Here is a 25946-nt window from a genome sequence, read left to right on the forward strand (position 1 = left end):
GTGTGCGCCGCCATGCGCAAGCTCCTGCACCTCGCCTATGGCGTCCTCAAATCGGGCACCGCGTTCGACCCGAAAAGGGGCCTTGCCTGCTAGGGCGTAAGACGGTATCTACAACAGACACCTGACCTTTGCAGGCAGGCACCATGTCCAGCGCATTTCCACCGGCCCTGCAATGCAGCATCGATGCAACGCAGGCTCCCTGTGGGAGCGAATTCCGTCGCGACGCGCGAAACCGAACGCGGACTGACACCGTCCGTCGTCGGGACTGAAGTCCCTCCCACAAGGACTCACGATCCGCTGCCTGTAGGAGCGGCTTCAGCCGCGACCGGACGACCGGGAAAGCCGATCACGACTGAAACCTCGACCATGGCTGAGGCGTCGTACAGGATCGACGATGAAGTACGACGCGCTTTTTTTGTAGGAGCGGCTTCAGCCGCGACCGAAGCTTTCCCGATGCCCGGTCGCGGCTGAAGCCGCTCCTACGACAGCGGGTGGCGCCGTTGGGTGCAACGGCGGGTCGGCGCAGCCCTCAAGCGCCGCCCATCCTCACAACGTATCGCGATGCTTGCCGCGCCACGGCCGGTACCAGGTGCGGATCGCGGCGATGTCGGCCTGCATGTCCTCGCTGGTCCATACCACTTCGCCGAGGCCGATGGTACGGCTGGGGTAGTCGAAGTACACCGGAAAAATCGGCACCTGCGCGCCGTGGGCAATCTTCCAGAAGCCGGTCTTCCACTTCTCCACGCGCTTGCGCGTGCCCTCGGGGGTGATCACGTACCACATGCGCTCGGCGCCGCGGATCAGCGCCACGGCCTGTTCCACCACCCCGCGCGGCGAATTGCGGTCCAGCGGGATGCCGCCAAGCTTGCGCAGCAGCGGCCCCAGCGGCCACCAGAACAACTGGGTCTTGCCGAGTACGCGCACCTCGAAGCCGACCGCGAACTTGACCGCGAAGCCCACGAAGCCGTCCCAATTGGACGAATGCGGGGCCACGATCATCACCAGCTTCGGCTCGTTCGGGAACTCGCCCACCACCCGCCAGCCTGTCAGCCGCAAGGCGGTGCGGCCGAGCCAGCGCATGAAGCGGCTGGGCTTGACCATCGGGATGTTCGGGGGCGCTGCGGGCAGGCGGTAATCGCGTTCGGTCAAAAGTCACTCCCAGCGGCCGGGCGAGCGGCCGCGTTTGATCTGGCTGCGCTCGCGCTTGGCGTCCAGGCGTCGCAACTTGGCGCCGTGCGAGGGTTTGGTGGCGATGCGCCGCTTCGGCACCGACAGCCCGGCGGCGATGAACTCGGCCAGGCGCTGGCGCGCATCGTCGCGGTTGCGGTCCTGGGTACGGAAGCGCTGCGCATCGATCACCAGCACACCGTCGGCGGTGATGCGGCGATCGCGCCGCGCCAGCAGACGCGCGCGCAGCGGCTCCGGCAACGACGGCGAGCCGGCCAGGTCGAAGCGCAACTCGACCGCGGTGGCGACCTTGTTGACGTTCTGCCCGCCGGCGCCGCTGGCGCGCACGAAGCGCTCGACGATTTCGTCTTCCGGAATCGCCAGGCTGCTCGAGATGTGGATGGCCCCGTTACCCATGGCGCGGATTGTAGGGCATCCGCCGGACCGCCCGGTTTACGCCCCGGCGCTGCCTGAACGGGCCAGGGCGCGAATGCCACCCCGCAGCGCCGCCCGCGGTGCGGCGGCGGCATCGCGGCGATTGCCGTATTCTGGCCGCCGGTCATCGTTCTGCAGGATGCTCCATGTCCCCGACTCCACGCTTCTTCCGTTGGCCGCAGCGCCTGCTGCTGGCCCTGTTGCTGGCCCTGGTCGCCCTCCCCGCGCTGGCCGAACCGCCCAGCGAGGCCGACGTCAACCGCCTGCTGTCGGCCTCGCGTGCGCAGAACATGCTCGACACCATGCTGCCGCAGATCGAGGCGATGCAGCGCCAGCAGTTCGCCCAGCTCACCGCACAGCACCCGCTCGACGCCACCCAGCAGCAAAAGCTGCAGCAGATCCAGGAGCGCACCCAGGCCACCGTGCGCAAGGCGCTGTCCTGGCAGGAAATGCGCCCGCTCTACGTCGACCTGTACAAGCAGACCTTCTCCAAGCAGGACGTGCTGGCGATGGCCGAGTTCTACGAGAGCCCGGCCGGCCAGAGCCTGCTCGACAAGACCCCGCAGCTGATGCAAAACCTGATGGGCGCGATCCAGCAGAAGATGACCCCGCTGTTCGCCGACCTGCAGAAGGACCTGGAGCAGACGGTCAACGCGCCGCCGGCGAAGTAAGGCGGCATCGATTTTGCGCTGTCGTAGGAGCGGCTTCAGCCGCGACCGGGATGCATCGGGAACGCCTGGTCGCGGCTAAAGCCGCTCCTACAGCTCATTGCTCAGGCATACACGGTAGCTTTCCATCATTGCTACCAGCACGATCAATAGTTCGCGGCCCGCAATATCCGGCCGGATAACGCAGCATGTCAGTTCATCCAGATATATGCGGCCGTTTCACGATCGCCCCATACAGCACAATCGCCGGTTCCATGCACGTAGACCACCTTGCCTTGTGCGGAAGCGCTTAGCAGCAGTGCGTACTGAGCTCTTCCGGACTGGGTCGCCAATGACAACGCCAATGCCGTGCTGGAGCATGCGGGCACGTTCGTGTAGGGCCCATCGAGGGAGAAAAATACGACATCCTGAGAGTGCGCCATGATCGTTGACACTTTTCCCGACGCATCTCCTGCCGATGCAGAAAACGGCAGCATGGAAATAATCGAGACAGCAAGAACCAAACGAACCTTATTCCACATATTATCCCCCTGAGAAAACTACGGAATTAAGTTTATCAAGATAAACGAAACCGAGCTTCGCCGCCATCCCGCTGCGGACGCTTTGGCACTGTGCATATAAAAGATCAGCCTCGAACAGATCACCCCAGTGACGGCACCTTGCCACAGCAACAGCCTCATGGAGGGAGCGGTGCTACCCCGCCACACCACATCCCACAGCCACCTGCCACGGCGCAGGATCCCAACCGAACAACCCGAACGCGCGCACGAACTCCGTATCCAGCGGCGCAGTGACCACAATCCGATGCCCATCGGGATGCGGAAACGCCAGGCGCTCGGCATGCAGCAGCATGCGGTGCACGCCCTGCATGCGGAAGATGCGGTTGTGGCGACCATCGCCATGGCTGGTGTCGCCGATCAGGTGATGCGAGAGATGCTTGAGGTGGCGGCGGATCTGCCGGAAGCGTCCGGTCACCGGGCTGCAGCGCAGTAGCGCATAACGCGAGGTGGCGAACTCGCCCGAGGGTACCTGCAACTCGCCGCAGGCCAGGCGCTCGAAGCGGGTCTGCGCCGGTTTCTTCAGCGGCTTGCCGGGGCCGCCGTCGAGGTCGTGGTCGACGTCGAAGCGGTCTTCGGCCGGCCAGCCGCGGCAGATCGCCAGATAATCCTTGTCCACTTCGCCGCCCATCAGCGCCTTGCCCAGTGCGCTGGCGGTGTCGCGATCGAAGGCCAGCAGCAGGCAGCCGCTGGTGGCGCGGTCGAGTCGGTGCACCAGAAAGATCGGCCGGCCCAGCTGCGCACGCAGGCGGTCGGCGAGGAAATCGTCCTCGCCGCGGGCGAGCTTGCTGTCGTGGACCATCAGCCCGGCGGGCTTGTCGACCACGGCGAGCAATGGGTCTTGGTAGAGGATCTGTAGAGGCGCGGCGTCGGTATTCACCACCGGATTATCCGCGCCGTGCCGCGGCGCGACAATGCGCATGGCAGGGAATGCGGCGCGCATGCAGGTGGCAGGTGGCGATGAGCGGCAGCGTCCGACGCCATGCCCCCACGATGCCGCTCACGACACGGCGCTCATTGCTCGGATGACAACCTGGCTGCAGTTTGTGCATCCAGTTGCGTGACCCGGCGATGCACGCCGCACGTCCGCAACGCCGCCGCGGGACGCCTACGCGTCCTTGACTGCCAGCAGTTCGCCGTTGCCGACCGGCAGCGTGGTGCAGGTGAACGCGGCATCGGCGTGGAGCAGCGCGGCGAAGGGTGCCATCTCCGCCGCATGCGACAGCGCGTTGTCCACGACCAACAGCCCGCCCGGCCGCAACACGCGACGCAACTGCGGCCACCAGTCGCAATACAGCGTGCGCTCGGCGTCCAGGAACAGCAGGTCGAACGCGGCCGACCCCGTGTCCGCCAGCCAGACGCCGGCATCGGCGTGGACCAGGTCGACGCAACCTTCCACGCCGGCACGGGCGAAGCTGCGCTGCGCCAGCGCGATCTTGTGCGCGGCGTGCTCCACGGTGACCACGCTGCCGCCCAGGGCCGCCGCGGCCTCGGCCAGCCACAGCGTGGAATAGCCATTGGAGGTGCCGATCTCCAGGACGCGCCGCGCGCCGCTGGCGCGAATCAGCACCGCCAGCAGTTCGCCCGTCTCCGGGGTGATGTTGAGCAGACGCTGCGCGCGCTCGGCCTGGCCGGCATCGTGACGCGGACCTTCCGCACCGAGTTCGGCGCGCACCGCATGCAGCCGCGCGCGATCGAGCCCGCCCATGCTCAGCGCCGCCACCACGCCGACAGCAAGGCCGCCGTGCCGGCACCACCGCTGATCCACGCCCACAGCGACACCCCGGCCAACTGCGGCCCGCCGGCGTCGAGCGCGTACAGCAGCGTGGCCACGGTGAGCAGGCCGACGCCGGCGATCGCCGCGACCACCCGCCGCTGCATGCGCCGCACCAGCAGGTTGAGTTCGAACAGGTCGCGCGAGCGCATCGACAGCTCGTGCCGGCCCTCGACCTGCTGGCGCAGCCAGCCGTGGATCAGCCGCGGCATGTCCGGGGCGTGGGTCATGATCTCCGGCAGGCGCTTGCGCAGCTCGTGCAGCGCCCGCTGCGGGCTGTAGCGCTCGATCAGGATGCGCTCGAGCACCGGCCGCGCCACCGCCCAGATGTCCAGTTCCGGGTCGAGCTGGCGGCCGACGCCTTCGATGTTGAGCAGGGTCTTCTGCAGCAGGATCAGCTGCGGCTGCAGAGTCAGCTGGTAACGCTGGGCCACGCGGAACAGTTTGATCAGCACCTCGGCCAGCGAGATCTGCGACAGTGGCCGGGTGAAGTACGGCTCGCACACCGAACGCGCCGCCGCCTCCAGCTCGTCGATGCGCACGTTGGCCGGCATCCAGCCGGCCTCCACGTGCAGCTCGGCCATGCGCCGGTAGTCCTTATTGAAGATGGCCATGAAGTTCTCGGCCAGGTAGTACTGATCTTCCTGGGAGAGCTGGCCCATGATGCCGAAGTCCAGCGCGATGAAGCGCGGGTTGTCGCGGCGCGCCGGGTCGCTGTCGACCCAGATGTTGCCGGCGTGCGCATCGGCATGGAAGAAGTTGTCGCGGAACACCTGGGTGTAGAACACCCGCACACCCTTGGCCGCCAGCGCGCGGCGGTCGATGCCGGCGGCATCCAGCGAGGCGATGTCGTCGGAGGGGATGCCGCGCACCCGTTCCAGGGTCAGCGCGCGCTCGGCCGTGTGGGTCCAGATCACCTCGGGCACGTACAGGTCGTCCGAGTGCAGCCAGAAGCGGCGCAGCACGCTGGCGTTGGCGCCCTCGCGCTGCAGGTCCAACTCCGCGGCCAGAGTGGTCTCGATCTCGGCCACCACCTCGCGCGGGCGGATCTTGTCGGCGCGCGGATGGGTGCGTTCGACCAGCGCGGCGGCCGATTTCAGCAAGGCGATGTCGGCGTCGATCTGCCGCTCGATGTCCGGGCGCAGTACCTTGACCACCACTTCGCGGCCGTCGTGCAGCGTCGCCGCATGCACCTGCGCGATCGAAGCCGAGGCAAGCGGCGTGGTGTCGAAACTGGCGAAGGCGACGCCGATCGGCTGCCCCAGCGCCTGCTCGACGATGCGCCGCGCGGCCTCGCCGTCGAACGGCCGCACCCGGTCCTGCAGCAGGGTCAGTTCCTCGGCCACGTCCGGCGGCATCAGGTCGCGGCGGGTGGACAGGATCTGCCCGAACTTGACGAAGATCGGCCCCAGGTCCTGCAGCGCCAGGCGCAGGCGCGCCCCACGCGATTGCGCGGCGATGTCGGGGCTGGCGCGCGGCACGAAGGGTTTGGCCAGACGCAACCAGCGTTCGGCCGGGGTGCCGTCGAGCAGGTCGTCCAGGCGGTAGCGCAGGATCACCCGGCCGATGCGGCTGGCGCGGAACATCGCCTTCATGCGCCACGCTCCGGCTGCAGCCGCGCCACCCGCGCGGCGATGCGCTCGACATCGTCGCGCAGCACGTCCACGTCGTCGTAGAAGGCCTCCAGTTCGGCGCGCGCGACCACGTCACGCGACTCTTCGGTGACGTACTCGGCCGCACTCTGCGCAAGGTCCTGCGCACTGCGCCGGGCCTGCTGCAGGGCCGAACGCGCGGTGTTGGCCACCTGCACGCCGAGCACCTCGCCGAACACCTGCACGAACGGCCGCTGCCAGTCCGGATCGAAGCGCGTCGCCAGGTGCTGCAGGCGTCGCGCCAGTTCGGCATCGCCAGAGACCCGCACGCGTCCGCCGGTACGCCGCGCCTGCGCCAGGAACGGCAACTGCGCGAGCAGCCCGCCGAGCGTGCTGCGCACCGCCAGTTCCGGCTCCTGCGCCGGATCCACCGGGCCGACCCGCAACTGCGAGCCATCGACGCGGATCTGCAGGGCCAGTACGGGCGCCTCCAGGGTCAGCGCAACGCGCTGGCCATCGAGGTCGCGCAGGGCCTCGCCGGTTTCCGGGTCCAGCGCCAGCGCGCGATTGAGCGCCGCTTCCAGCGCGCGGCCGGCCAGGGGCTTGAGAGCATCGAGGGGGGATCCAGACATGCCCGCATTCTAGCGGCAGACACGTCGCAAGGCCGTGCGCAGGGCGAGACAGATGCCCCACCCAGGCCGCCGCTCGCCGCTATTGCGCCTGCGCGCCGCCCAGGTGCTTGCTCAGGAACGCCAGCAACTGCGTGTAGTAGGCGCGCCGATGCGCCTCGGTGTAGAAGCCATGACCCTCGGTGGGGACATACAGCGCCTCTACTGGCACCCCGGCCTTCTTCAATGCCTTCTCCATCCGCTCGGTATGTTCGATCGGGGCACGTTCGTCCTTGCCGCCAGCGGCCAGAAACACCGGCACGCGGATACGTTCGGCCAGGTTGACCGGCGAACGCGTCGCCAAACTGTCGCGTTCGCCCAGCCAATCGCCCGCCCAGGCCTTGGTCCAGCGCGCATACCTGGCCTTGTCGCGGTACATGGTCTCCAGGTCGTAGACGCCGACGTAACCGGCCGCGCAGCGGTACAGCGCCGGCTCCTTCGCCGCCCCCATCAGCGCAGCATAGGCCCCGTAGCTGGCGCCGTAGATGCAGATGCGGGCGCTGTCGGCGATGCCCTGATCGATCGCCCAGCGGGTGGCATCAGTGAGATCGTCCTGCATGCGCCCGCCCCATTCCCGGGCGCCTGCCTGGGTATAGGCTCGACCATAGTTGCCGGAGCCGCGGTAGTTCACCCGCAAGACCGCGTACCCGGCCGCGGCCAGCACCTGCGCATCGTCGTCGAATTCCCAGCCATCGAAGAGACCGAACGGTCCGCCATGCGGCAACAGCACCATCGGCAGTGGTTTGCCGGCCGGCGCCTGCAACGGCAGTGTCAGATAGCCGTACAGGTCCATGCCATCCCTGGCCTTGAAGGCGACCTCGCGGGTGTGCGGCACCCTATCCGGCTCGAACCATTCGCGACGGCTGAACACCCGCTTTGCCGACTTGTCCGCGGTGTCGAACAGGAAGTAATCGCCGTTGTTGCGATCGCTCCACACATAGAGCATCAGCAGGCGCCGATCGGCGGTGGCGGAGGTGATGAACACCGCATCGCCGTTGAAGGCCTGCTCCAGCGCGCGGTACAGCCGTGCCGTCGGTGCGTTGTCGTCGAAGAAGCGGTTGTGCACGCGGTCGCTCATAAACGACACGCCGATCGGGGTACGGCCGTCCAGGTCGCGCAGCACCTGGTAGGGATCGACTCGTGCGTCGCGCAACAGCGGTGTGGAGCGGTCGCTTTGCGGATCCCAGGACACGACCGTATCGGGTCCTTCGGCCTGCTCTACCTGCAGGTAGGCGATCTTGTCGTCCGCGGAAAAGCCCAGCGGGAAACTGCGATGTCCGCTGCTGGCCTCGTCGTTGATCAGCCGCCATGGGCTGGCGTCGTCGCTGCGGTAGAACAGTTTACTGGCGTTGCTGCCGGTCTCGGCACCCTGCGCGAAGCGCACGTGGCCGCCGTGGTCGGTGACGAAGTCCGCGCGTGCCACCGGTGCGCGCGCCACCGGCATGCGCCGGTGGTTGTAGATGTCGAGCTTGTCCACATGCACGGTGGGATCCTTGGTCTGCTCCACCACCGACACCAGGACCGAGCGCGGATCGTCCGGCAAGGTGTCGAGCATGAACACCGACGGATCCAGGCCGGCCTTGTAGGTGACGCCATTGACGCTGTCGTTGAGCCCGTAGGGGCTGGCCAGCAAGCGCGGATTCTTGCCGTCGGCGTCGACCGCATGCAGCTGACCGATCGCCACCGGCCGGTCGAGCGCGCCCAGGCGCTCGGCCATCGATACCACGATGCGCTCGTTGCTGGCCCACCAGAAATCGTGCACCACCGAATCGGCCTGGCCCATGATCTTGGCCGAGACCTGCTTGTCGCTGCGTCGTATGACCGCCAGCACGGTGCGGTCCTCGAGCGGCGCGGTGACGGCGTAGTAGGCACCGGTCGGCGAGATCTTGACCCGTTCGAACTGATCGCGCTGCAGGTATGGCGCCAGGTCCACCGGCGGCACCTGCGCGCACGCGCTCCCCGCAAGCGCAAGGCCTGCCCATACGATCCACGCTCGCATTCGATCCGCCCCTGTCCCCTGAGCGGAGGATGGTGACAAGCGTCAGGCGAAACGTCTAGCCCGCAGCGCCACTAAGCGGCCCGGCGTGCGGTCAGCCAGCGCCATCGCGGCGCCCTGCCCCAGAAACGACTTGCCCGCGACGCAAAGCGCCGCGGGCAAGCATCGACGTTCGATTGTCGCGAAAGGACTACACCTTGCCGCGGCGGAACATCGAGATCACCGCCAGGATCAGGAACACCACGAACAGGATCCAGGCGATGTTGGTCGCCGCGCCGGCGATGCCGCTGAAACCGAGCACGGCGGCGATGATGGCGATCACGAAGAAGATGATGGCGTAATGCAGCATGGCAATATCCAGAAGTTGTCGTGCCGAATCGGCGCGGCATCATCTTCGGAAACCAGCGGTCGTCAGCGGGTGACGGACGTGTCGTTGCGCCATGAGGACGCCAGCCGCTGCAGGCCCTGCTCGATCGACACCTGCGGCACGTAACCGAAGTCGCGTCGGGCCGGTTCCATGCTGTACCAGTGCGGCGTGCACAGCTGCTCGGCCAGGAACCGCGTCAGCGGCGGCTCGCCGCGCAGGCGCAGCAACGGCCACAGGGTTTCGCAGGTGGCGCCGATGCGGTAGGCGGCCTTGAACGAGAGCGTCTTGGTCACGACCGGCGCGCCGACCGCGGCGAGCAGCTTGTTGAGCAGCTCGCGCATCGGCAACGGCTCGCCGTTGGAAATGAAGTAGGCCTTGCCGGCACAGGGCGCCCCTACCGCCAGGTGCTCGAAGGCGTCGAAATGCGCCTGCGCGGCATTGTCGATGTAGGTGGAATCGACCTTGTTGTCGCCGCCACCGACCAGGCGCACACGCCCGGCCTGCGCCCGCGCCACCAGCTTGGGCAGGATCTGATTGTCGCCCGGGCCCCAGATCAGCCGCGGGCGCAGCGCCACCACCGCCAACTGCGCGTCGTTGGCGGCCAGCACCATGCGCTCGGCGATCGCCTTGGTCGCCGCGTACGGCGCCTGGAAATTCTCGCCGTAGGGCACCTGGTCCGCGCCCAGGCCCTCGACCGGATGGGTGGCGCGGTGGGTCACGCTCGGCGTGGAGGTGTAGACCAGGCGCGACACGCCCTGCATACGGCAGGCAGCCAGCACGTTCTCGGTGCCGACCACGTTGGGCTGGTAGTAACTGTCGTAGCTGCCCCAGGCGCCGGCCTTGGCGGCGTTGTGGAACACCGCATCGGCGCCGGCCAGCGCATGTTGCAGCGCCTGCGCGTCGACCAGGTCGCCCCGCACCTGTGCCACACCCAACGCCTGCAATTCCGGATAGTGGCCGCGGTTGTAACTGACCACCTCGTGCCCCCGCGCGACCAGCCCGCGGCACAGCGCCTGGCCCAGGAATCCACCACCGCCCGTCACCACAATCTTCATCGCGTCGCACCGATCGAACCAGGGCGCACACGATAGCCGGGGCCGCCGGTGAAGGCGATCCGCGATGACGACGCCGGCGACACAAGCCGTGCAAGCCCTTGATCCGACTGACCTTCAGAATTCTTAAGTCTGGCATCAGGCACTTCAGCGATGCCATGGGCGTAAGTGCACCGGCCTTTCCACCGGAGTTCCGCCATGTCACGCCTGCCACTGCTGCTGTGCGCCATCTTCTCCCTCATCGTTCCGTTTGCTTGCGCCGCCGCACCAGCGGCCGCGACCACACCGCCGGCGCAGGACGACGGCTGGCCGGTCGCCGACGCCGCCGCCAGCGGCTGGAAGCTGGACCGGCTTGCCGCCATGGAACGCGCCATCGCCGATGGCGCGGCGCCGGACACCACCAGCGTGCTGATCGTGCGCGACGGCGCCTTGGTCTACGAGCACTACTTCGGTGGGGCCGACCGGCAGACCTTGCACGACACCCGCTCGGCGACCAAGAGCGTGACCGCGCTGCTGGTCGGCGCGGCGATCGCGCGCGGCCGTCTGCCCGGCGTGCAGACCCACGTCTACGACGTCTTCGGCGACCGCCAGTGGCAGCACGATGCGCCGCGCAAGCGCGCGATCACCGTCGAAGACCTGCTGACGATGAGTTCGCAATGGGAGTGCGACGACGACAACGCCTTCTCCAGCGGCCACGAGGAACGCATGTACGTCAGTGCCGACTGGACGCAGTTCGCACTGGACCTGCCGCTCAAGGGCTATGCACCGTGGATGCGCCGCCCCGAGGAGAGTCCATATGGACGCGCCTTCTCTTACTGTACCGCCGGCAGCTTCCTGCTCGGCGCGCTGCTCGAGAAGGCCACCGGGCAGCGTCTGGAGGACTTCGCCGCGCAGGTCCTGGAGCGGCCGCTGGGTATCGTCGGTGCGCACTGGCTGCACGCCGCCGAGGGCGTGGGCATGGGCGGTGGCGGCACCCGCTACCGCAGCCGCGACCTGGCCAAGTTCGGCCAGTTGCTGCTTGACGACGGCCGCTGGCACGGCACGCAAGTGCTGCCGGCCGCATGGATCCGGGCGATGACCCAAGTGCATGCGCAGGCCCGCGACGATGCCGACTACAGCTACCTGTTGTGGCGCTTCCGCTTCCAGGCCCACGGCGTCGAACGCGGGGTCTGGGCGATGTCGGGCAACGGCGGCAACTATGTGTTCGTGCTGCCGGAGGAACGCCTGGTGGTGGTGATCACCCGGCGTGCCTACAACCGCCCGCAGATGCACCCGCAATCGCAGGCGCTGCTCGCCGACTACGTGCTCACGGCATTGCCGTAGGCACCAGTCCGGCACGCTGCGCCTGTACCCGTTGCGCGGCGACATCGGCCTCGTTGCGCGCCAGCAACGCCGCGAAACCCGGCTCCGCGCGCAGCGGTGCCAGCAGCGGCGACACCCGCAGGTAGGCACCGTCGCGATAGCCCGCGGCCTGGGCCCGACGCAGCGCGTCCAGCGCCGCCGGCCGGTCGCCGGCCAACTGCAGCAGCAGCGCCGCATCCAGCGCATCCAGCGGGTCGGTGCCGCGCGCCACGGCGTCCAGCAAGGTCTGCGCCCGCGCCCGCAGCTGCGGCGCCGGGAGCGGCGGTTGCGCCTGCAGCGTCCAGGACACGGCCTGGGCAAAACTGCCTTGCGGGCGCAGACGCATGGCCTGCAGGCTCGCCTGGCGTGCCCGCGCGGGGTCGCCACGCGCCAGCGCCACCTCCGCCTGCAGCAGGAACAGTCCGGCGGAGTCGGTGCCACGCCCCAGCGCCTGATCCAGCGTAGCCTGCGCATCGGCCGTGCGGCCATGCACGAACAGGAAGCGCGGCCACGCCAGATTGGAATACGCGCTGTCGGGATAGAGCTGGAAACTGTCGCGGTAGCGCGCTTCTGCGGCGCTGACGTAGCCCAGCAGGTCGAGGTTGCTGGCGATCTGCAGCGGCAGGAAGCGCACCCGCGCCGGATCGCGCACCTGCAGGTTGGCCGCAAGCGCTTGCGCCAGGCGGCCCTGGCGTTCGTACAGATAGGCCGCCGAGCCACGCACGGCATCGGCCTGCGGGTCCAGTTGCAACGCGCGCTCATAGGCGGCCAGCGCCGCGGCGTTGTCGCCGCGGCAATCGTACGCATAGCCGAGCGCGGCATGCGCGGCGGCCAGACGCGGATGCGCCGCGAGTACCTGCGTCGCCAACCGCTGCGCGCGCAATGCGACCTGCTGGTCGCCGTCGTATTGGCAGACGCGCGCACTGTAGGCGCGGCTCAGGCCAATCAGGGCTGCCGCCTCGTCCGGTGCCTGCTGCAGGCGCTGCTGGTACAGCGCGATCGCACGCGTGTTGTTGTCGCGCTGGCCGATGCCGGCGTAGTACTCGGCGCGCTGCAACAACGGCGACGCGGCCGGCGTTGGCACGGCTGCCTGCCAGCGCGATACGACCAATGCCGAGGCGATCGCCACCGCACCGGCCGCGATCGTCCAGACGCCACGCCTGCGCCACATCGGCCGCGGTGCGGGTACGGCGTCGGCAGGAACCGGATCGGCGTCGGGCTGTACCGGGAGGCACAGCTGATACCCCTGGCCGCGCACCGAGCGCAGATAGCGCGGTTGCCGCGAGGCATCGCCCAACGCCTGGCGCAGCAGGCGCACGCGCTGGGTGACGGTCTCCTCGTTGACCAGCGCCGGCGCCCACACCTGCGCGATAAGTTCATCGAACCCCACCACGCGCTGACCCTGCTGCAGCAGGTAATGCAGCAGGCGAAAACTCAGCCCGCCCACCTCCAGGACTTCACCATCGCGCTCGACCCGCTGCCGCGCCGCGTCGATGCGCAGATCGCCCAGCCGGTAGCGCTCGGCCATCGTCGCGCCTCAGCGCACCTGTTCCGCCGCCCACAGCGCCAACTTCTCGCGGCCGATCTTGGCGTTGTGGCGGATGTCCACCGGAAAGCCCGGGTGGCTCAGGAAGTCGACGATGCCGGCCGTGTGCGCGTGCGCGGCGGCGGTATCGCGTAGTTGCTGGAGCAGATCGTCCAGTTCCAGTTGGCTCGCCATCCAGGCGTTGTCGCCCAACTCGTAGCACAGCACCGGGCGCTGTCGCCCCGGCTCGCCGATGCCGACCAGGGCGGTGCGGCCGATGCCCGGCAACGCATTGAAGATCGGCTCCACCTGTTCGGTGTACAACGGCCCCTGCGCGGTCTCCACGCGCTGGGTCTTGCGCCCGCAGAACCACAGCCGGCCCTGCGCGTCGAAATAGCCGACGTCGCCCATGCGGTGCACGATGCGTTCGCTGCCATCGTCCAGGCGCTCGCGGATCTTGGCCAGCCGCGTGGCCGCGTCGCGGTTGAAATAGGTGTCGGTGGCAGTCGGGCCGGCCACGGTGATCTCGCCGACCGTGCCCGCCGGCACTTCGCGCACGTCGCTCCACTCGGGAATGGCGGCATCGTCGATGGCGATGATGCGCACCTCGTTGGGCGGCACCACGGTACCGACGCAGGTGCCGGCGCCGCTCTCGGTGGCCGCGCGCGTGTCCTGCAGCGCGCGGCCCTCGATCACCGCCACCGGCAGACACTCGGTGGCGCCGTAGGGCGTCCAGAACTTGCCATCCTCCGGCAGCAGACTGCGGATCCGCGCCACCACGTCCGGCGGCACCGGCGCACCGGCCGAGGTGGCGCAGCGCACGTTGGTCAAGGGCTTGCCGTAGTCGGCCAGCACCCGCATCAGTGCCGGCGAGCCGAACAGCTGGGTCACGCCGAAACGCTGCATCGCATCGTGCAGCTTGCGCGGGTCGACCTTGGCCGGACGCGTCGGGTCCATGTCCGGGATCACCGAGGTCAGCCCCAGCGCCGGGTCGAACAACGCGAACGGCGGGAAGGTCGGCAGGTCGATGCCGCCGGGCTGCATGTCGAAGGCATTGCGCATCAACTCGATCTGGCCGACGAAATGGCGGTGCCGGTAGACCACGCCCTTGGGCACGCCGGTGGAGCCGCTGGTGAACAGGATCGCGGCGACGTCGTCCGCGGCCGTGTCGGCCAGCTGGCTGCCGGCGCCCTGGCCGGCGCGCTCGATCCGCGCCAGCGTGGTGCCGCCCCAGGCCCAGCGCCGGCCGACGGTGACGATCCGTTTCGCCGAGCGCGCCCAGCCGAGCAGGCGCCGCGCCAGCTGCGCCAGCGGAATGCCGATGAAGGCCTCCGGCTGCGCCTCGTCCAGGCATTGCTTGAGCGCGCGCCGGTCGATGCCCGGATCGACCAGCACCGGCACCGCGCCGGCCTTGAACAGCGCGAACATCAGCAGGAAGAACTCCGGCGACGGCCGCACCATCACCACCGTGCGGGTGCCGCGGCCGATGCCGTAGGCGCCCAGGCCGGCGGCGATGGCATCGCTGCGCGCGTCCAATTGCGCATAGCTCAGGGTCACGTCGTAGGCGGCCATGCCACCGGGGCCGGGTCGGCCGGGGCAGCGCATGGCGATCTGGTCCGGGCGCTCGCGCGCCAGCCGCGGCAGCGTGGCCGCGATGTTGCAGGTCGTGGTCATGCGCCGATTATCGCCGATGCGCCGGGCCGCAGCGGACAGCCCGCCCGCGGCGGCCGCGGCTGAATGCCGCAGTGCTTGCAGCGCGCTGCGGTTCGGTCAGAATGCCGCGCCCCCCACGCTGTTCGCCGCGCAAGGCCCGGCCGCCATGTCCCATCCCTGCCTCACCTGCGGCGCCTGCTGCGCCTACTTCCGCGTCAGTTTCCACTGGAGCGAAGCCGATCCCTCGCTGGGCGGCAGGGTCCCGTTCGAGCTGACCGAGCCATTGCGCACCCACGAGCGGGTGATGCGCGGCACCTCGCAGGCGCAGCCGCGCTGCATCGCCCTGGACGCGGACATCGGCCGCTACAGCCGCTGCAGCATCCACGAGCGGCGGCCGTCGGTCTGCGCGGCGGTGCCGGCCTCGCTGGAGTTCGGCGAACGCAGCGCGCAATGCGACAAGTCGCGGCTGGCGCACGGGCTGCCGCTGCTGACCCCGGCCGACTGGGACGGCGTGGTCGAACGCAATCTGCCGGACGCCTGAGCGACGGCGCCGCAAGCACGGCAGGGGGCAGGGATGCCGTGGGAGTGGCTTCAGCCGCGACCGGGCGTGACCCGCAACGCCAGTCGCAGCTGATCCCGCAAAACGGGACGACAGCCGCTCCCACAGGTGCGGCACTCGCCTTGTCGGAGGACTGCACTGTGGGAGGGACTTCAGTCCCGACGACGGCGGGTGTCAGTCGGCTTTCGCCTTCGCTCCTCGCGACTGCATGACAGTTGACTCCTACGGAAACCCGTACAAACGCCCAGCCTGCCGGCATCCGGCGAACGGTGTGGCGCAGGTGCGCCCACACGCCGCATCGGCTCAGCGATGCTTCCAGGCGGTCGGCACCGGATTGGTCACGGTGTTCTTTTCCAGGGTGTAGGTGCCGTTCTGTTGGGCGATGGCCTCGCCGGTGTCGACGATCGCGTTCTGGATGAAGACGTTCTTGTCCTCGCCGCGGATGAAGGTCAACTGGTGGAAGGCGGTCTTGTTGCCCCAGTCCTCGGACGGCAACGAGATGAAACGGACCGTATAGGTCTGGTCGTCGAAGCTGCCCTGCAGCACGTATACGCCGTAGTGGTTCTCGCCCTGCGAAATGATCTTGTACATGCCGTTGCTGTAGTAGTAGATCTCCGCATCGGGGAACGGCTTCTTGTCGTACAGCTTGCGGTAGTGCAGCACCTGCTTCCAGGTGGGCTGGCCGAATCCCACCGTCAGCGTCTTGCCGTCTGCGGACGTGGTCAGGTCTTCCGCCTGCGCGCCAGGCACGCTCATCGCCATCAGCAGCATCGCCATCGCCATCGTCATCGCTTTCACTCTCGTCTCCGGTTGGATTGCGTGCAGCGTTCGCTTCGCCGCGCCGCGCACATCGGCGGCGACTGTACACAGCCCACAATGTTGCAGCACGGCAATCGGTAACACTTTGCGTGCGCCGGTGTAGACGATCCGCGGCGCAGCGGCGGAGCCGTCTCACGCCACTTCGCCGCAATGCCCCTCCCTCGCGGCCTGCGAACCGATGCGGCGCACCACTGCACGCCGGCATCATGCCGGCGAGTGCGCTCAGGACAGCGGATGCGCGTCCAGGAAGCGGCGGATTGCCGGCACCAGCACCTCGTGCTTGTCTTCCAGCACGTAGTGGTTGGCATCTTCGAACGCCATCACCTCGGCCTGCGGCAGCGCGCGGCGGAAGCCCTCCAGGAAATGATGGTCGAAGCAGATGTCGCGCAGGCCCCAGCCGATGAAGGCGGGACGATCGGCAAACGATGGCAGCGCCTGCTCGGCTCGCGCCAGCAACGACCACGCCTTGTCCGCCGGCGACAGCGGAATGTCCTGCATGAAGCGGATGGTGGAAATGCGGTTGGCCCAGCTGTCGTACGGCGCCACGTAGGCGCGACGCACGTCGGCGGGCATGCGCCGCGACACGCCCAGCCACGACGCGCCCGAGGAGAACGCATTGAAGGTGCGGATGAACCACTCGCCCAGGCGCCAATGCCGGCCCATTGCGATCTGCCACGGCATCGGCTTGGCCGCCGGCAGCGGGAATGCCGCGGTATTGGTGATGACCAGGCGCCGCACCTGCGCATGGTGCGACAGCGCCCAGCCGAAGCCGATCATGCCGCCCCAGTCGTGCACCGCCAGCGTCAACGGCCCGTCGATGCGCAGATGCCGCAGCAGCGCATCCAGATCGTCCACGCGCGATTGCAGGGTGTAGTCGTAGCCAGGCCGCGCGCCCGGCGCATCGTCCGGCTTGTCCGACAGGCCCATGCCGATGTGGTCGGGCACGATGCAGCGGTAGCGGTCCGACAACCCGCTCACCAAGGTGCGCCACAGATAGCTCCACGACGGATTGCCGTGCAGCATCAGCACCACCTCGCCGTCGCGCGGGCCCTCGTCGAGATAGGACATATGCAGCCCCGGGCGGACCTGGAAGCGCTGCGGGGTGAAGGGGTAGCCGGGGTAGTTCATGCGTCGGCGCTTCTCGGGATGGAGACGAAGTGGATGTTGCATCGCTCGCGGCGCCTACGCCAATGACGAAGGCGCCGTGACGCTTCAGCGGGAGCCCGTTGTATCGGCGCCGCGCCCGAGCAATTCGAACAGGGGGAGATTTACATAATAGTTGTTGCGGCCGACCCGTCGCTTCTGCAGCACCCCGTCCTGTGCGAGGACATCGAGATACTTGGTTGCGGTCAGACGCGAGACGCTCAGGTCGCGCTGCACGAACTCCACGCGCGTGTACGGATGGTTGAACAAATTGTTGATCAGGTCCTGGCTGTAGAACCGGTAGTTTTCGCGAACACGCTGCTTGGTATCCTGCAACAGCGTCTTGATCGCGACGATGGTGGCGACCGTCTCGGCAGCGGTGATGGCGACGGCATCGAGCATGTACAGCACCCAGTCTTCCCAGGCATCGTCTTCGCGCACCGCCTGCAGCAGGCGGTAGTACTCGGGCTTGGTGCGGACGATGTGCCGGCTGAGGTACAGCACGGGAATGTCGAGCAGGCGCTCCTTGACCAGGTACAGCACGTTGAGGATGCGCCCGCTGCGGCCATTGCCGTCGTAGAACGGATGGATGCTTTCGAACTGGTGATGGATCAGCGCCATCTTCACTAGCGGATCCGCCGCGAACGGCGGCGCATCGTGGATGAAGCGCTCCAGTTCACCCATCAGGCGGACGACATCGTCGGCGCCTTGCGGCGGTTCGTAGACCACACGTCCCAACCCGTCGCGCAATGCCGTTCCCGGAAGTCTGCGGAAACCCGCGCGGTTGCATTCGAGCTGTTCCTGGATGCCGACGATCGTATTGAGGGTCAGCAACCCCGATACCCGCACCTGATCGAATCCCGCGCGCAGTGCTTGCCGATAGCGCAACACTTCCTTGATCGCAGTGCCGGTGGCATCGGCCGGATTGTCTTCGCGATACAGGTCGTCCTGGGTGGTGACGATGTTTTCGATCGCCGAACTGTCGCGCGCTTCCTGCAGGGTCAGCGTGTTGATCAGGATGTTCTGATTCGGAATGCTGGCTGCGACGCCTTTCAGCTCCGCCAGACTGCGGCTGGCGATCGTGAGTCGCTTCAGAATCGCCGTGGTGTCGAAGCGGGCCGGATCCAGCTGCTGTAAGGCGGAGAGGGGCATCGCGGCCGCCACATGCAAAGAAAAGCGGAGTTTAGATGTATTTCCGCATCGACATGCATAATTTCAGGCAGAAATTATGCATGTTTGCGTCGCGAACGCCGCAGGGCCTGTTCCGCTTACCAGACCACCTCGGCCATCGAGCAGTTCAGGCCCGAGCCGATGCCCATCAGCGCGATCCGGTCGCCCTTCTTCAGGCGGCCCAGCTCGCGCAGCTTGCTCAGCACGATCGGCACGCTGGCCGGGCCGATGTTGCCGTATTCGCCGAAGATGGTCATGACCTTCTTCTGGTCGATGCCGAAGCTCTTCATGAAGGCCTTGGTGTGCGGAAGGCTGACCTGGTGGATGACGAACTGGTCCAGTTCGTCCACCGCCCAGCCCAGCGCCTGCCGCGCGGCGGCGAAGGTCTTCTGGCCCAGCTTGAGGCCTTCGATCAGCAGCATCCGGGTGTCGGTGACCATGCGGTCCATGTTGCCCCGGCACAGGGCGTTCCACTGCGTGGCCGAGCGGGTCACGCCGCCGCGGTAGCGCGGCGCATCCGGTGCCAGCTCGGTACGCGTCATCACCATCGCCACGGCACCGCAGCCCAGGGTCAGGGTCGCCATTTCGTCGCGGAAGGCGTCGGCGGTCAGGTCCTGCGAGGCCATCCGCTCCAGGGTCTTCTCGTACACCAGGTTGGCGGTCTCGCCATCGACCACCATCGCATAGTCGATCTCGCCACGCTCGATCATCCGCGCCGCGATGTCCATGCCGTTGATGAAGGCGAGGCAGGCGTTGGCGACGTCGAAGGTCATGCACTGCTCGCTCACGCCCAGATTGCCGGCGACGATGCTGGCGGTGGACGGCTCCAGGTAATCGCGGCTGACCGAGGTATTGACCAGCAGCCCGACCTGTCCGGCCTCGATGCCCGCATCGCCCATCGCCTTGCGCGCCGCCAGCGTGGCCACGTCCGAAGCCTGCAGGTCCTGGTCCCACATGCGCCGCGCGTGGACGCCGGCGATGTCGCCGAGCACGTCGGCGCGGATCCGCAGCCGGTCCAAGGTCGGCTGCAGGCGCGCATTGATCTGCTTGGAGGTCAGCGTATGCGGCGCGTCGATATGCGCCAGTCCCGCGATCGAGACGTTGGTGAAAAGCATCGAGGTGTACGCCAGGGTCAGGCGAGGGGGCGCCAATTCTAGCGGTTACACCGTTTTACCGCATCTTTAACAAATCCCCGAAAAGCGTATGGTCTGAGCGGTTCAGCGACCGCCACACTGGTAGGCGGTGAAGCGCTGGTCGCCGTCGACCGGGTCGCCCATCGCCTGCACGGTGTTGGCGCCCACGCCGGGCGCCTCGTTGCGGGCCAGGGTCTCCAGCTCCTCGCGCACCCGCAGCGGGTTGCGCTGGTAGAAGCCGACGCTGCTCTTCACCGACACCACCACCTCGCCGCGCTTCTCGCAGCCGCTGGCCGCCTGCCCCGGAGGCAGGACCCGCACGCCCTTGCCCTCTGGCGCCATCGGTACCCAGGTGCAGCCGGCGAGCGTGGCGAGCAGGACGAAAGCGATCGGTAGACGCATGGACAAGCCCGTTGGCAGGTGAATCCGGATTGTGCCGCAAAACGCTGAATCCGCCATGACAACGCCGGCGCACACCCGGCCACAGCGCGCGCCAGCCATCGCCGACGCGCGCCCATTCCGGTCAACGCTGAGCCGGGACCGCCGCCGCACCGCTTTGCGGCACCCCGTCGGCATCGATCACCGTGACCTCGCCCAGCTTCAGCGCGCGCACCGGCGCCTCGATCTGCTTCAGGTCGCCCACCACCACCCAGGTCAGGCTGTTCGGATCGAGCATCGACGCCGCCTCGCGCACCTGCGCCGGGGTCATCGTCTCGATCTCGGCCTTGCGCTTGAACACGTAGTCGTCGGGGCGGCCGTAGCGGACGATGCCGCCGATCGCACCCATCACCGCGCTGGCGGTCTCGTAGGCACCGGGCAGGCTCAGGGTCTGGATGTTGCGGATGCGCGCCACCTCTTCCGCCGTCGGCGGTGCCTTGCCGTTGGCGAAGGCGCTGATCTCCTTGGACATCTCCTGCAGCGCCGGCGCGGTCTTGTCGATCTGCACCGGTGCCGAGGCGGTCCACGGCCGCTGGCCGAGCGCGCTGGCCGCGCCGCTGCGCGCGCCGTAGGACCAATGCTTGTTCTCGCGCAGGTTCATGTTCAGGCGCGAGGTGAAGTCGCCGCCGATCACGCCGTTGGCCATGTCGAAGCGGACCGCCGCCGGATCGGTGGTCGGCGGCACCAGTTCCGATGCGAACAGGTTGGCCTGCACCGCGCCGGGCTGGTCGATCAGGTACACGCGCGGCTTGGCCGGGCGCGCCACGCTGGCCGCGGCCGGCACCGACGGCGCCTGGCCCTCGCCCTTCCAGTCGCCGAACTGCGCGTCCAGCAGCGGCACGATCTCGCCCAGGGTGGTGTCGCCGACCACGATCACGGTGGCGTTCTCCGGACGCACCCAGTCGCGGTGGAAGTCGACCAGGTCCTCGCGCTGCAGGGCCGCGATCGCCGCCTCGGTGCCGGTGCCGCTGAACGGGATCGCATACGGATGGCCGGCGCCGTACAGCAGCGGCGGCAACACCCGCATCGCCACGCCGTTGGGCTGGGCCTTCTCCTGGCGGATGCCGGCGATCCAGCTGGCGCGGATCCGCTCGATCTCGTTCGGCGCGAAGCGCGGCCGCCGCAGCATGTCCGCGTACAGTGCCAGCGACGGCGCCAGGTTCTCCTTCAAGGCCGACAGATAGGCGTTGCTGCCGTCCAGCGAGGCGCCGGCGGACAGCGACGCGCCCAGGGCATCCGCCGCATCGGCGAACGCCAGCGCATCGCGCTCGCCGGCGCCCTCGTCGAGCATGCCCATGGCGAAACTGGCCGTCCCCGGCTTGCGCCCCTGGTCGGCACTGTAGCCGCCGCGGAACTCGTAGCTGAACTGCACCACCGGCACGTCGTGGCGCTCGGCCAGGATCACCGTGCTGCCGTTCTTCAGCGTGGCGCGCTGCAGCGCCGGGAACTTCAGCTGCGGGAACTGGGTGGTCTTGGGCGGGCCGGCGCTGCGGTCGACCACGCTGGGCAGGGCGCGGTACTTGGGATCGGCCGGCGGCGGGTTCAACGGCGCCGGTTGCACGGTCGGCTCCTCGGCCAGGGCCACGCGCTCGCCCGGCTGGACCAGCAAGGTGTAGTCGCCCTTGCCCAGCCACTTGCGGCCGACCGCGGTCAGGTCGCGCGAGCGGGTGGAGGCGATGGTCGCCAGCGAGGTGCGGAAACAGCCGGGGTCGCCGGTGTACACCGCGCACTCGGCCAGCACGTCGGCCTTGCCGCCGAAGCCGCCGATGCGCTCGACGCCGCGGATGAAGCCGGCACGGAAGGCGGTCTTGGCGCGCGCCAGTTCGGCCTTGTCCGGCCCCTTGTCCAGCAGCCGACGCACTTCCTCGTCGATCGCCGCCTCGACCTTGGCCGGGTCCACGCCCTGCTTGACCATGGCGATGATGCCGAAGCCGGAACCGAGCTGCGACGGCCAGACCGAGGCACTGATCTGGTCGACCAGCTTGTCCTCGTGGACCAGGCGCCGGTCCAGCCGCGAGGACTTCGCGCCGCCCAGCACCTGCGCCAGCAGTTGCAGGCGGTCGACATCCTCGGTGCCGGTCTGGGCCACGTTCCAGACGCGGTAGATCCGCGTCTGCGGCACCTTGTCGGTCATGGTCTCGCGGGTGGACTGGCTGCGCTGGGCGACGTCGACCTTGGGCTGGGCCATGGTCGGGCCGGCCGGGATGTCGCCGAAGTAGCGCGTCACCTTTTCCTTGGCCGTGGCCACGTCGATGTCGCCGGCCAGCACCAGCACCGCGTTGTTGGGCCCGTACCAGGTGCGGAACCACTGCTTCACGTCGGCCAGCGAGGCCGCGTTGAGGTCGTTCATCGAACCGATGACGGTGTGGTGGTACGGGTGGCCGGCCGGGTACAGCGCGCGGCTCAGCCGGCTCCAGGCCTGGCCGTACGGCTGGTTTTCGCCCTGGCGCTTCTCGTTCTGCACCACGCCGCGCTGTTCGTCCAGCGCGGCCTGGTCGATGGCGCCGAGCAGGTGGCCCATGCGGTCCGACTCCATCCACAGCGCCATGTCCAGCGCAGTGGTCGGCACGTTCTCGAAGTAATTGGTGCGGTCGCTGTTGGTGGTGCCGTTCTGGTCGGTGACGCCGACCTGCTTGAACGGCTCGAAGAACTCGCCGTGGTGGTTCTCGCTGCCCTGGAACATCAGGTGCTCGAACAGATGCGCGAACCCGGTGCGCCCGGCCGGCTCGTCCTTGGCGCCCACGTGATACCAGAGGTTGACCGCCACGATCGGCGCCTTGCGATCGGTGTGCACCACCACCCGCAGTCCGTTCGGCAGGGTGAATTGCTCGTAGGCGATATCCACCGACGTGGCGGCGGCGGACCTTGCCGCCGTCGAGGGCGGCGCGTAGCTCAGTGCGCCGAGTGCGGCGGACAGGGCGACGGCCAGCAGGGCGCCACGCGGGCGGGTCGAGACGGTCATGCGGATCCTTCTTCCTTGGGGCCAGTAAACAGCCGGTGAACGCCGATCGTACCGGGCGTACCGCCCTGCGCGTATTCCGCCGTTGTCGCTGACGTCCTTCTTCGACGGCGTCGCAGCCGCACCACTAGCGGCCGGCTGCCGGCGCGAACGGTGCCGCGGTGTCCGCGTCCGGCGTACGCGAGCGCCCGGGTGTCCGCCCGCGGACACTTTATTGGAATCAATTTCCTTGCAAATACAGTTACTTGGAGTTGGCACGCAGCCTGCGTACACATCCTCGAACGCAACAGATGCCAGCAGTAAGTGAACGAATGCTTAATGAAACTGCGGAAAGCAAAAAAGCTCTTGCAGCCCCTGATTAGGTGTACTACATTACTACCACACCACTGATCAACAACACCAACGAGGCCCACCATGAAAACCACCAACCTGCTCCTGACCGCCGCCATCGCCGCCCTGTTCGCCGCGCCGTCCTTCGCCGCCACGCGGATCGCCACCCTGGATGCCGTGCAGGTGCGCCCGTCGGCCGACCAGATCGCCCAGCACACCATCGAACAGGCCAGCGGCATCGCCACCCTGGCGGCGGTGCAAGTGCGCCCCTCCGCCGAGCAGATCGCCCAGCGCGAGGCCGAGCTGTCCAGCCGCATCGCCACTCTCGCCGCGGTGCAGGTGCGCCCGTCGGCAGACCAGCTGGCCGAACGCGACATGCAACAGGCCGCCGGCCAGCGCGTGGTGACCCTCGCCACCGTGCAGGTGCGCCCGGATGCGGACATGGGCAGCATGCTGGCGATCGGCGACGTGGTCGGCGACACGCTGGACACCGCGATGCTGCAGTTGCAGCCGAGCCTGCAGAAGCTGGGCCAGGACCTGGCGGTCGGCTTGGTGCGCTGAACCCGCACCAAGCCCTCCACGCCGGCGCGTACACTGCGCCGATGATCGCGACCCCAACGCTGCACGTTCTGCTGTACCAGCCCGAGATTCCGCCCAACACGGGCAACGTCATCCGCCTCTGCGCCAATACCGGCGCGCAACTGCACCTGATCGAGCCGCTGGGCTTCGACCTCGGCGACCGCCAGCTCAAGCGCGCCGGCCTGGACTACCACGAATACGCACGACTGCAGGTCCACGCATCGCTGGAAGCGGCCCTGCAGGCCATCGCCCCGCGCCGCCTGTTCGCCCTGAGCACCCGCAGCAGCACCCGCTACGACACACCCGCCTTCGCCGACGGCGACGCCTTCCTGTTCGGCCCGGAAACCCGCGGCCTGCCGGACGCCGTGCTGGAACAAGTGCCCGACGCGCAGCGCCTGCGCCTGCCGATGCAGCCGCACAACCGCAGCCTCAACCTGTCCAACGCGGTCGCGGTGGTGGTGTTCGAAGCCTGGCGACAACTGGGATTTCCCGGCGCCGACTGAGCGTAGGGCACGCGCCCGGAAGCGAAGATGCTTCGATCCAGGGGCAGCGAAAACATCCGCAGCCTCTCCCTCCCGATCGAGCCGCGTCCAGCTTGAAGCCCATGACGCTCCGTTCCTACACTGGATCTCGGCGCATCCTCTGCATCCAGCGAGAACGCCGCCCGTCGTGCCCCACCAAGTTCAGCGAATGGCATCGAACACCCAACCCGACGCCAGTGACTGGGTCAGGATCCGCCGCGACCGGGAGACCGGCATCGAAAGCGTGCATGCGCATTTCCGCGGGCATGCCTACGATCCGCACGATCACGACGAAGTGCTGGTCGGCGTGACCCTGCAGGGCCTGCAGCGCTTCCGTTGCCATCGTTCGCTGCACACCAGCACGCCCGGGCGCGCCATCCTCATCGAGCCTGGCGCGGTCCACGATGGACATGCGCCCGCCGAGGACGGTTTCACCTACGCGATGCTCTACCTGCCTCAGCGTTGGGTGGCCGGCGCACTGCAACGCCTCGGCCAGGAGGACATGTCCGCGCTCCATCCGGCGTTCCGCACGACCTTGGCCGACGACGCGGCGCTGAGCGCGGCGATACGCCAGGCCTTCCTCGCGATCCATCAACGCGAAGGCCGGCTGGCGCGGGACCAGAGCCTGGACCGCATGATGCGCCTGCTGTCTCCGCAACTGTCGGCCGAGGCGCAGCGCCCGTGCGCGTCCACGCCAACGGTGGCGCGCGCCAGGGATTTTCTGCACGCGCAGATGGAACGCGACGTCAGCCTCGATGAGCTTGCCGACCACGCCGACCTGGATCGATTCCGCCTCACCCGGCAATTCCAGCGCACGTTCGGCCTCTCGCCGCATGCCTACCTGATCCGGCTGCGCCTGCGCGTTGCCCGTGCCCTGCTGGCGGATGGACAGGAACCGGCGGACGTAGCGCTCAAGGTCGGATTCGCCGATCAGAGCAATCTGGGCCGCTGGTTCAAGCGCGCCTACCGGCTCACGCCGGCCGCATACCAGCGGCAATGTGCCGGCGGTGCTGCACAAGCGTTCTAGAACGCGGCGGCGGCAACTTAGACCATGCCCGCGTCATCCAGACTGCGGAGTTGCACATGTTCGACACCAAAGTGGCCATCATCGTCCGCAACGACCTGGCGATGTGGCAGCGCCTGAACGTCGCCGCCTTCCTGGCGACGGGCGTCGCCGCGGCCGCCCCCGACGCCATGGGCGACCCTTACATCGATGCCAACGGCCATCGCTACGGCTGCCTGCTCGGCCAGCCGATGCTGGTGTTCGAAGCCGATCTCGACGGGCTTCGGGCCGCGCACCGGGTGGGGTTGGCCCGCGAGATCACCGTGCTGCCGTATGTCTTCGCCATGTTCTCGACCGGCCATGACGCGGCCAATCGCCAGGCGTTCGCGGCGGAAGATCCTGGCGCTCTGAACCTGGTGGGGCTCGGCCTGCGCGGACCCAAGAAGGCCATCGAAAAAGCCACCAAGGGCCTGGCACTGCATCGTTAGACGCGCGCT

At 68.1% G+C, this 25946-nt stretch carries 25 protein-coding genes; 7 read left to right on the top strand and 18 right to left on the bottom strand.

The genetic code is table 11. The features are described 5' to 3' along the window. Positions 1-546: 546 nt before the first annotated feature. Positions 547-1101, bottom strand: a complete 555-nt coding sequence (locus GGR64_RS19225) for a lysophospholipid acyltransferase family protein (RefSeq protein WP_160964809.1) — start codon at positions 1099-1101, stop codon at positions 547-549. A gap of 51 nt (positions 1102-1152) precedes the next feature. Beyond that, positions 1153-1584, bottom strand: coding sequence for an alternative ribosome rescue aminoacyl-tRNA hydrolase ArfB (gene arfB / locus GGR64_RS19230; protein ID WP_160964622.1), 432 nt, complete (start codon positions 1582-1584; stop codon positions 1153-1155). Between the two features lie 164 nt (positions 1585-1748). Here arfB and GGR64_RS19235 point away from each other — a divergent pair, with 164 nt between their 5' ends. Beyond that, positions 1749-2273, top strand: a complete 525-nt coding sequence (locus GGR64_RS19235; RefSeq protein ID WP_160964624.1) for a DUF2059 domain-containing protein — start codon at positions 1749-1751, stop codon at positions 2271-2273. Between the two features lie 188 nt (positions 2274-2461). Here the strand turns inward: GGR64_RS19235 and GGR64_RS19240 are convergent, their stop codons facing one another. The 8 genes from GGR64_RS19240 to oleD all read right to left on the bottom strand — a co-directional run bounded on the left by GGR64_RS19240 (position 2462) and on the right by oleD (position 10279). Continuing rightward, positions 2462-2791 carry a hypothetical protein gene (locus tag GGR64_RS19240; protein WP_184647850.1) on the bottom strand — a complete coding sequence of 110 codons (330 nt, stop codon included), beginning with the start codon at positions 2789-2791 and terminating at the stop codon, positions 2462-2464. A 172-nt stretch (positions 2792-2963) separates the two neighbouring features. Beyond that, the gene (locus GGR64_RS19245; protein ID WP_184647852.1) at positions 2964-3749 is read right to left on the bottom strand and encodes a pseudouridine synthase; all 786 of its coding nucleotides are present in this window, start codon (positions 3747-3749) and stop codon (positions 2964-2966) included. A 186-nt stretch (positions 3750-3935) separates the two neighbouring features. Continuing rightward, on the bottom strand, positions 3936-4553 hold the full coding sequence (locus tag GGR64_RS19250) for a class I SAM-dependent methyltransferase (protein WP_326520384.1): 618 nt from the start codon (positions 4551-4553) through the stop codon (positions 3936-3938). After that, the gene (gene ubiB / locus GGR64_RS19255) at positions 4538-6196 is read right to left on the bottom strand and encodes a ubiquinone biosynthesis regulatory protein kinase UbiB (protein ID WP_160964626.1); all 1659 of its coding nucleotides are present in this window, start codon (positions 6194-6196) and stop codon (positions 4538-4540) included. The genes GGR64_RS19250 and ubiB overlap by 16 nt, the downstream gene beginning before the upstream one ends. Continuing rightward, on the bottom strand, positions 6193-6825 hold the full coding sequence (locus GGR64_RS19260) for an SCP2 sterol-binding domain-containing protein (RefSeq protein ID WP_184647856.1): 633 nt from the start codon (positions 6823-6825) through the stop codon (positions 6193-6195). Before GGR64_RS19260 ends, ubiB begins: the two co-directional genes overlap by 4 nt. Before the next feature lie 79 nt (positions 6826-6904). Beyond that, a complete protein-coding gene (locus GGR64_RS19265; protein ID WP_167087897.1) occupies positions 6905-8860 on the bottom strand; it encodes a S9 family peptidase in 1956 nt (651 codons plus the stop codon). 187 nt (positions 8861-9047) lie between these two features. Next, positions 9048-9206 (bottom strand): DUF1328 domain-containing protein, encoded by a 159-nt coding sequence (locus GGR64_RS19270; protein WP_003468167.1) that lies wholly within the window; start codon positions 9204-9206, stop codon positions 9048-9050. Between the two features lie 62 nt (positions 9207-9268). Next, complete coding sequence (gene oleD / locus GGR64_RS19275) at positions 9269-10279, bottom strand: 2-alkyl-3-oxoalkanoate reductase (protein ID WP_160964632.1); 1011 nt, start codon at positions 10277-10279, stop codon at positions 9269-9271. Positions 10280-10474: 195 nt separating this feature from the next. Here oleD and GGR64_RS19280 point away from each other — a divergent pair, with 195 nt between their 5' ends. Further along, the gene (locus GGR64_RS19280; RefSeq protein WP_184647858.1) at positions 10475-11599 is read left to right on the top strand and encodes a serine hydrolase; all 1125 of its coding nucleotides are present in this window, start codon (positions 10475-10477) and stop codon (positions 11597-11599) included. Here the strand turns inward: GGR64_RS19280 and GGR64_RS19285 are convergent. Both GGR64_RS19285 and oleC read right to left on the bottom strand, forming a co-directional pair. Next, a complete protein-coding gene (locus tag GGR64_RS19285) occupies positions 11583-13145 on the bottom strand; it encodes a winged helix-turn-helix transcriptional regulator (RefSeq protein WP_184647860.1) in 1563 nt (520 codons plus the stop codon). The genes GGR64_RS19280 and GGR64_RS19285 overlap by 17 nt on opposite strands. A 9-nt stretch (positions 13146-13154) precedes the next feature. Beyond that, complete coding sequence (gene oleC / locus GGR64_RS19290; protein ID WP_184647862.1) at positions 13155-14816, bottom strand: olefin beta-lactone synthetase; 1662 nt, start codon at positions 14814-14816, stop codon at positions 13155-13157. A 145-nt stretch (positions 14817-14961) separates the two neighbouring features. Here oleC and GGR64_RS19295 point away from each other — a divergent pair, with 145 nt between their 5' ends. Beyond that, positions 14962-15336: a YkgJ family cysteine cluster protein gene (locus GGR64_RS19295; protein WP_184647863.1), complete on the top strand. Its 375-nt coding sequence runs from the start codon at positions 14962-14964 to the stop codon at positions 15334-15336. Positions 15337-15657: 321 nt separating this feature from the next. Here the strand turns inward: GGR64_RS19295 and GGR64_RS19300 are convergent, their stop codons facing one another. From GGR64_RS19300 to GGR64_RS19325, 6 genes are all read right to left on the bottom strand, one after another. After that, positions 15658-16137 (bottom strand): hypothetical protein, encoded by a 480-nt coding sequence (locus GGR64_RS19300; protein WP_184647936.1) that lies wholly within the window; start codon positions 16135-16137, stop codon positions 15658-15660. A 258-nt stretch (positions 16138-16395) separates the two neighbouring features. Then, on the bottom strand, positions 16396-17301 hold the full coding sequence (locus tag GGR64_RS19305; protein WP_184647865.1) for an alpha/beta fold hydrolase: 906 nt from the start codon (positions 17299-17301) through the stop codon (positions 16396-16398). Between the two features lie 84 nt (positions 17302-17385). Further along, a complete protein-coding gene (locus tag GGR64_RS19310; RefSeq protein ID WP_326520385.1) occupies positions 17386-18480 on the bottom strand; it encodes a Fic family protein in 1095 nt (364 codons plus the stop codon). A 104-nt stretch (positions 18481-18584) separates the two neighbouring features. Next, a complete protein-coding gene (locus GGR64_RS19315) occupies positions 18585-19601 on the bottom strand; it encodes a 3-oxoacyl-ACP synthase III (RefSeq protein ID WP_160964646.1) in 1017 nt (338 codons plus the stop codon). Positions 19602-19703: 102 nt separating this feature from the next. Continuing rightward, positions 19704-20021 carry a DUF4156 domain-containing protein gene (locus tag GGR64_RS19320; protein ID WP_017907737.1) on the bottom strand — a complete coding sequence of 106 codons (318 nt, stop codon included), beginning with the start codon at positions 20019-20021 and terminating at the stop codon, positions 19704-19706. Between the two features lie 121 nt (positions 20022-20142). Continuing rightward, positions 20143-23019: a pitrilysin family protein gene (locus GGR64_RS19325; protein WP_184647867.1), complete on the bottom strand. Its 2877-nt coding sequence runs from the start codon at positions 23017-23019 to the stop codon at positions 20143-20145. 411 nt (positions 23020-23430) lie between these two features. Here GGR64_RS19325 and GGR64_RS19330 point away from each other — a divergent pair, with 411 nt between their 5' ends. The 4 genes from GGR64_RS19330 to GGR64_RS19345 all read left to right on the top strand — a co-directional run bounded on the left by GGR64_RS19330 (position 23431) and on the right by GGR64_RS19345 (position 25937). Next, positions 23431-23907 (top strand): hypothetical protein, encoded by a 477-nt coding sequence (locus GGR64_RS19330; protein ID WP_184647869.1) that lies wholly within the window; start codon positions 23431-23433, stop codon positions 23905-23907. Between the two features lie 41 nt (positions 23908-23948). Then, positions 23949-24428 carry a tRNA (uridine(34)/cytosine(34)/5-carboxymethylaminomethyluridine(34)-2'-O)-methyltransferase TrmL gene (gene trmL / locus GGR64_RS19335; protein WP_160964652.1) on the top strand — a complete coding sequence of 160 codons (480 nt, stop codon included), beginning with the start codon at positions 23949-23951 and terminating at the stop codon, positions 24426-24428. 187 nt (positions 24429-24615) lie between these two features. Beyond that, positions 24616-25473, top strand: a complete 858-nt coding sequence (locus tag GGR64_RS19340; RefSeq protein WP_184647871.1) for an AraC family transcriptional regulator — start codon at positions 24616-24618, stop codon at positions 25471-25473. A gap of 56 nt (positions 25474-25529) precedes the next feature. Next, positions 25530-25937: a DUF2000 family protein gene (locus GGR64_RS19345; RefSeq protein ID WP_184647873.1), complete on the top strand. Its 408-nt coding sequence runs from the start codon at positions 25530-25532 to the stop codon at positions 25935-25937. Positions 25938-25946 lie beyond the last annotated feature (9 nt).

This window comes from Xanthomonas sp. 3307 (genome assembly GCF_014199735.1).
Classification (GTDB): domain Bacteria; phylum Pseudomonadota; class Gammaproteobacteria; order Xanthomonadales; family Xanthomonadaceae; genus Xanthomonas_A; species Xanthomonas_A rydalmerensis.

Coding starts and splice junctions, on each gene's coding strand:
- GGR64_RS19225 (WP_160964809.1), bottom strand. CDS start 1,101: ATGGTCAAGCCCAGCCGCTTCATGCGCTGGCTCGGCCGCACCGCCTTG.
- arfB (WP_160964622.1), bottom strand. CDS start 1,584: ATGGGTAACGGGGCCATCCACATCTCGAGCAGCCTGGCGATTCCGGAA.
- GGR64_RS19235 (WP_160964624.1), top strand. CDS start 1,749: ATGTCCCCGACTCCACGCTTCTTCCGTTGGCCGCAGCGCCTGCTGCTG.
- GGR64_RS19240 (WP_184647850.1), bottom strand. CDS start 2,791: ATGTGGAATAAGGTTCGTTTGGTTCTTGCTGTCTCGATTATTTCCATG.
- GGR64_RS19245 (WP_184647852.1), bottom strand. CDS start 3,749: ATGCGCATTGTCGCGCCGCGGCACGGCGCGGATAATCCGGTGGTGAAT.
- ubiB (WP_160964626.1), bottom strand. CDS start 6,196: ATGAAGGCGATGTTCCGCGCCAGCCGCATCGGCCGGGTGATCCTGCGC.
- GGR64_RS19260 (WP_184647856.1), bottom strand. CDS start 6,825: ATGTCTGGATCCCCCCTCGATGCTCTCAAGCCCCTGGCCGGCCGCGCG.
- GGR64_RS19265 (WP_167087897.1), bottom strand. CDS start 8,860: ATGCGAGCGTGGATCGTATGGGCAGGCCTTGCGCTTGCGGGGAGCGCG.
- GGR64_RS19270 (WP_003468167.1), bottom strand. CDS start 9,206: ATGCTGCATTACGCCATCATCTTCTTCGTGATCGCCATCATCGCCGCC.
- oleD (WP_160964632.1), bottom strand. CDS start 10,279: ATGAAGATTGTGGTGACGGGCGGTGGTGGATTCCTGGGCCAGGCGCTG.
- GGR64_RS19280 (WP_184647858.1), top strand. CDS start 10,475: ATGTCACGCCTGCCACTGCTGCTGTGCGCCATCTTCTCCCTCATCGTT.
- GGR64_RS19285 (WP_184647860.1), bottom strand. CDS start 13,145: ATGGCCGAGCGCTACCGGCTGGGCGATCTGCGCATCGACGCGGCGCGG.
- oleC (WP_184647862.1), bottom strand. CDS start 14,816: ATGACCACGACCTGCAACATCGCGGCCACGCTGCCGCGGCTGGCGCGC.
- GGR64_RS19295 (WP_184647863.1), top strand. CDS start 14,962: ATGTCCCATCCCTGCCTCACCTGCGGCGCCTGCTGCGCCTACTTCCGC.
- GGR64_RS19300 (WP_184647936.1), bottom strand. CDS start 16,137: ATGGCGATGGCGATGCTGCTGATGGCGATGAGCGTGCCTGGCGCGCAG.
- GGR64_RS19305 (WP_184647865.1), bottom strand. CDS start 17,301: ATGAACTACCCCGGCTACCCCTTCACCCCGCAGCGCTTCCAGGTCCGC.
- GGR64_RS19315 (WP_160964646.1), bottom strand. CDS start 19,601: ATGCTTTTCACCAACGTCTCGATCGCGGGACTGGCGCATATCGACGCG.
- GGR64_RS19320 (WP_017907737.1), bottom strand. CDS start 20,021: ATGCGTCTACCGATCGCTTTCGTCCTGCTCGCCACGCTCGCCGGCTGC.
- GGR64_RS19325 (WP_184647867.1), bottom strand. CDS start 23,019: ATGACCGTCTCGACCCGCCCGCGTGGCGCCCTGCTGGCCGTCGCCCTG.
- GGR64_RS19330 (WP_184647869.1), top strand. CDS start 23,431: ATGAAAACCACCAACCTGCTCCTGACCGCCGCCATCGCCGCCCTGTTC.
- trmL (WP_160964652.1), top strand. CDS start 23,949: ATGATCGCGACCCCAACGCTGCACGTTCTGCTGTACCAGCCCGAGATT.
- GGR64_RS19340 (WP_184647871.1), top strand. CDS start 24,616: ATGGCATCGAACACCCAACCCGACGCCAGTGACTGGGTCAGGATCCGC.
- GGR64_RS19345 (WP_184647873.1), top strand. CDS start 25,530: ATGTTCGACACCAAAGTGGCCATCATCGTCCGCAACGACCTGGCGATG.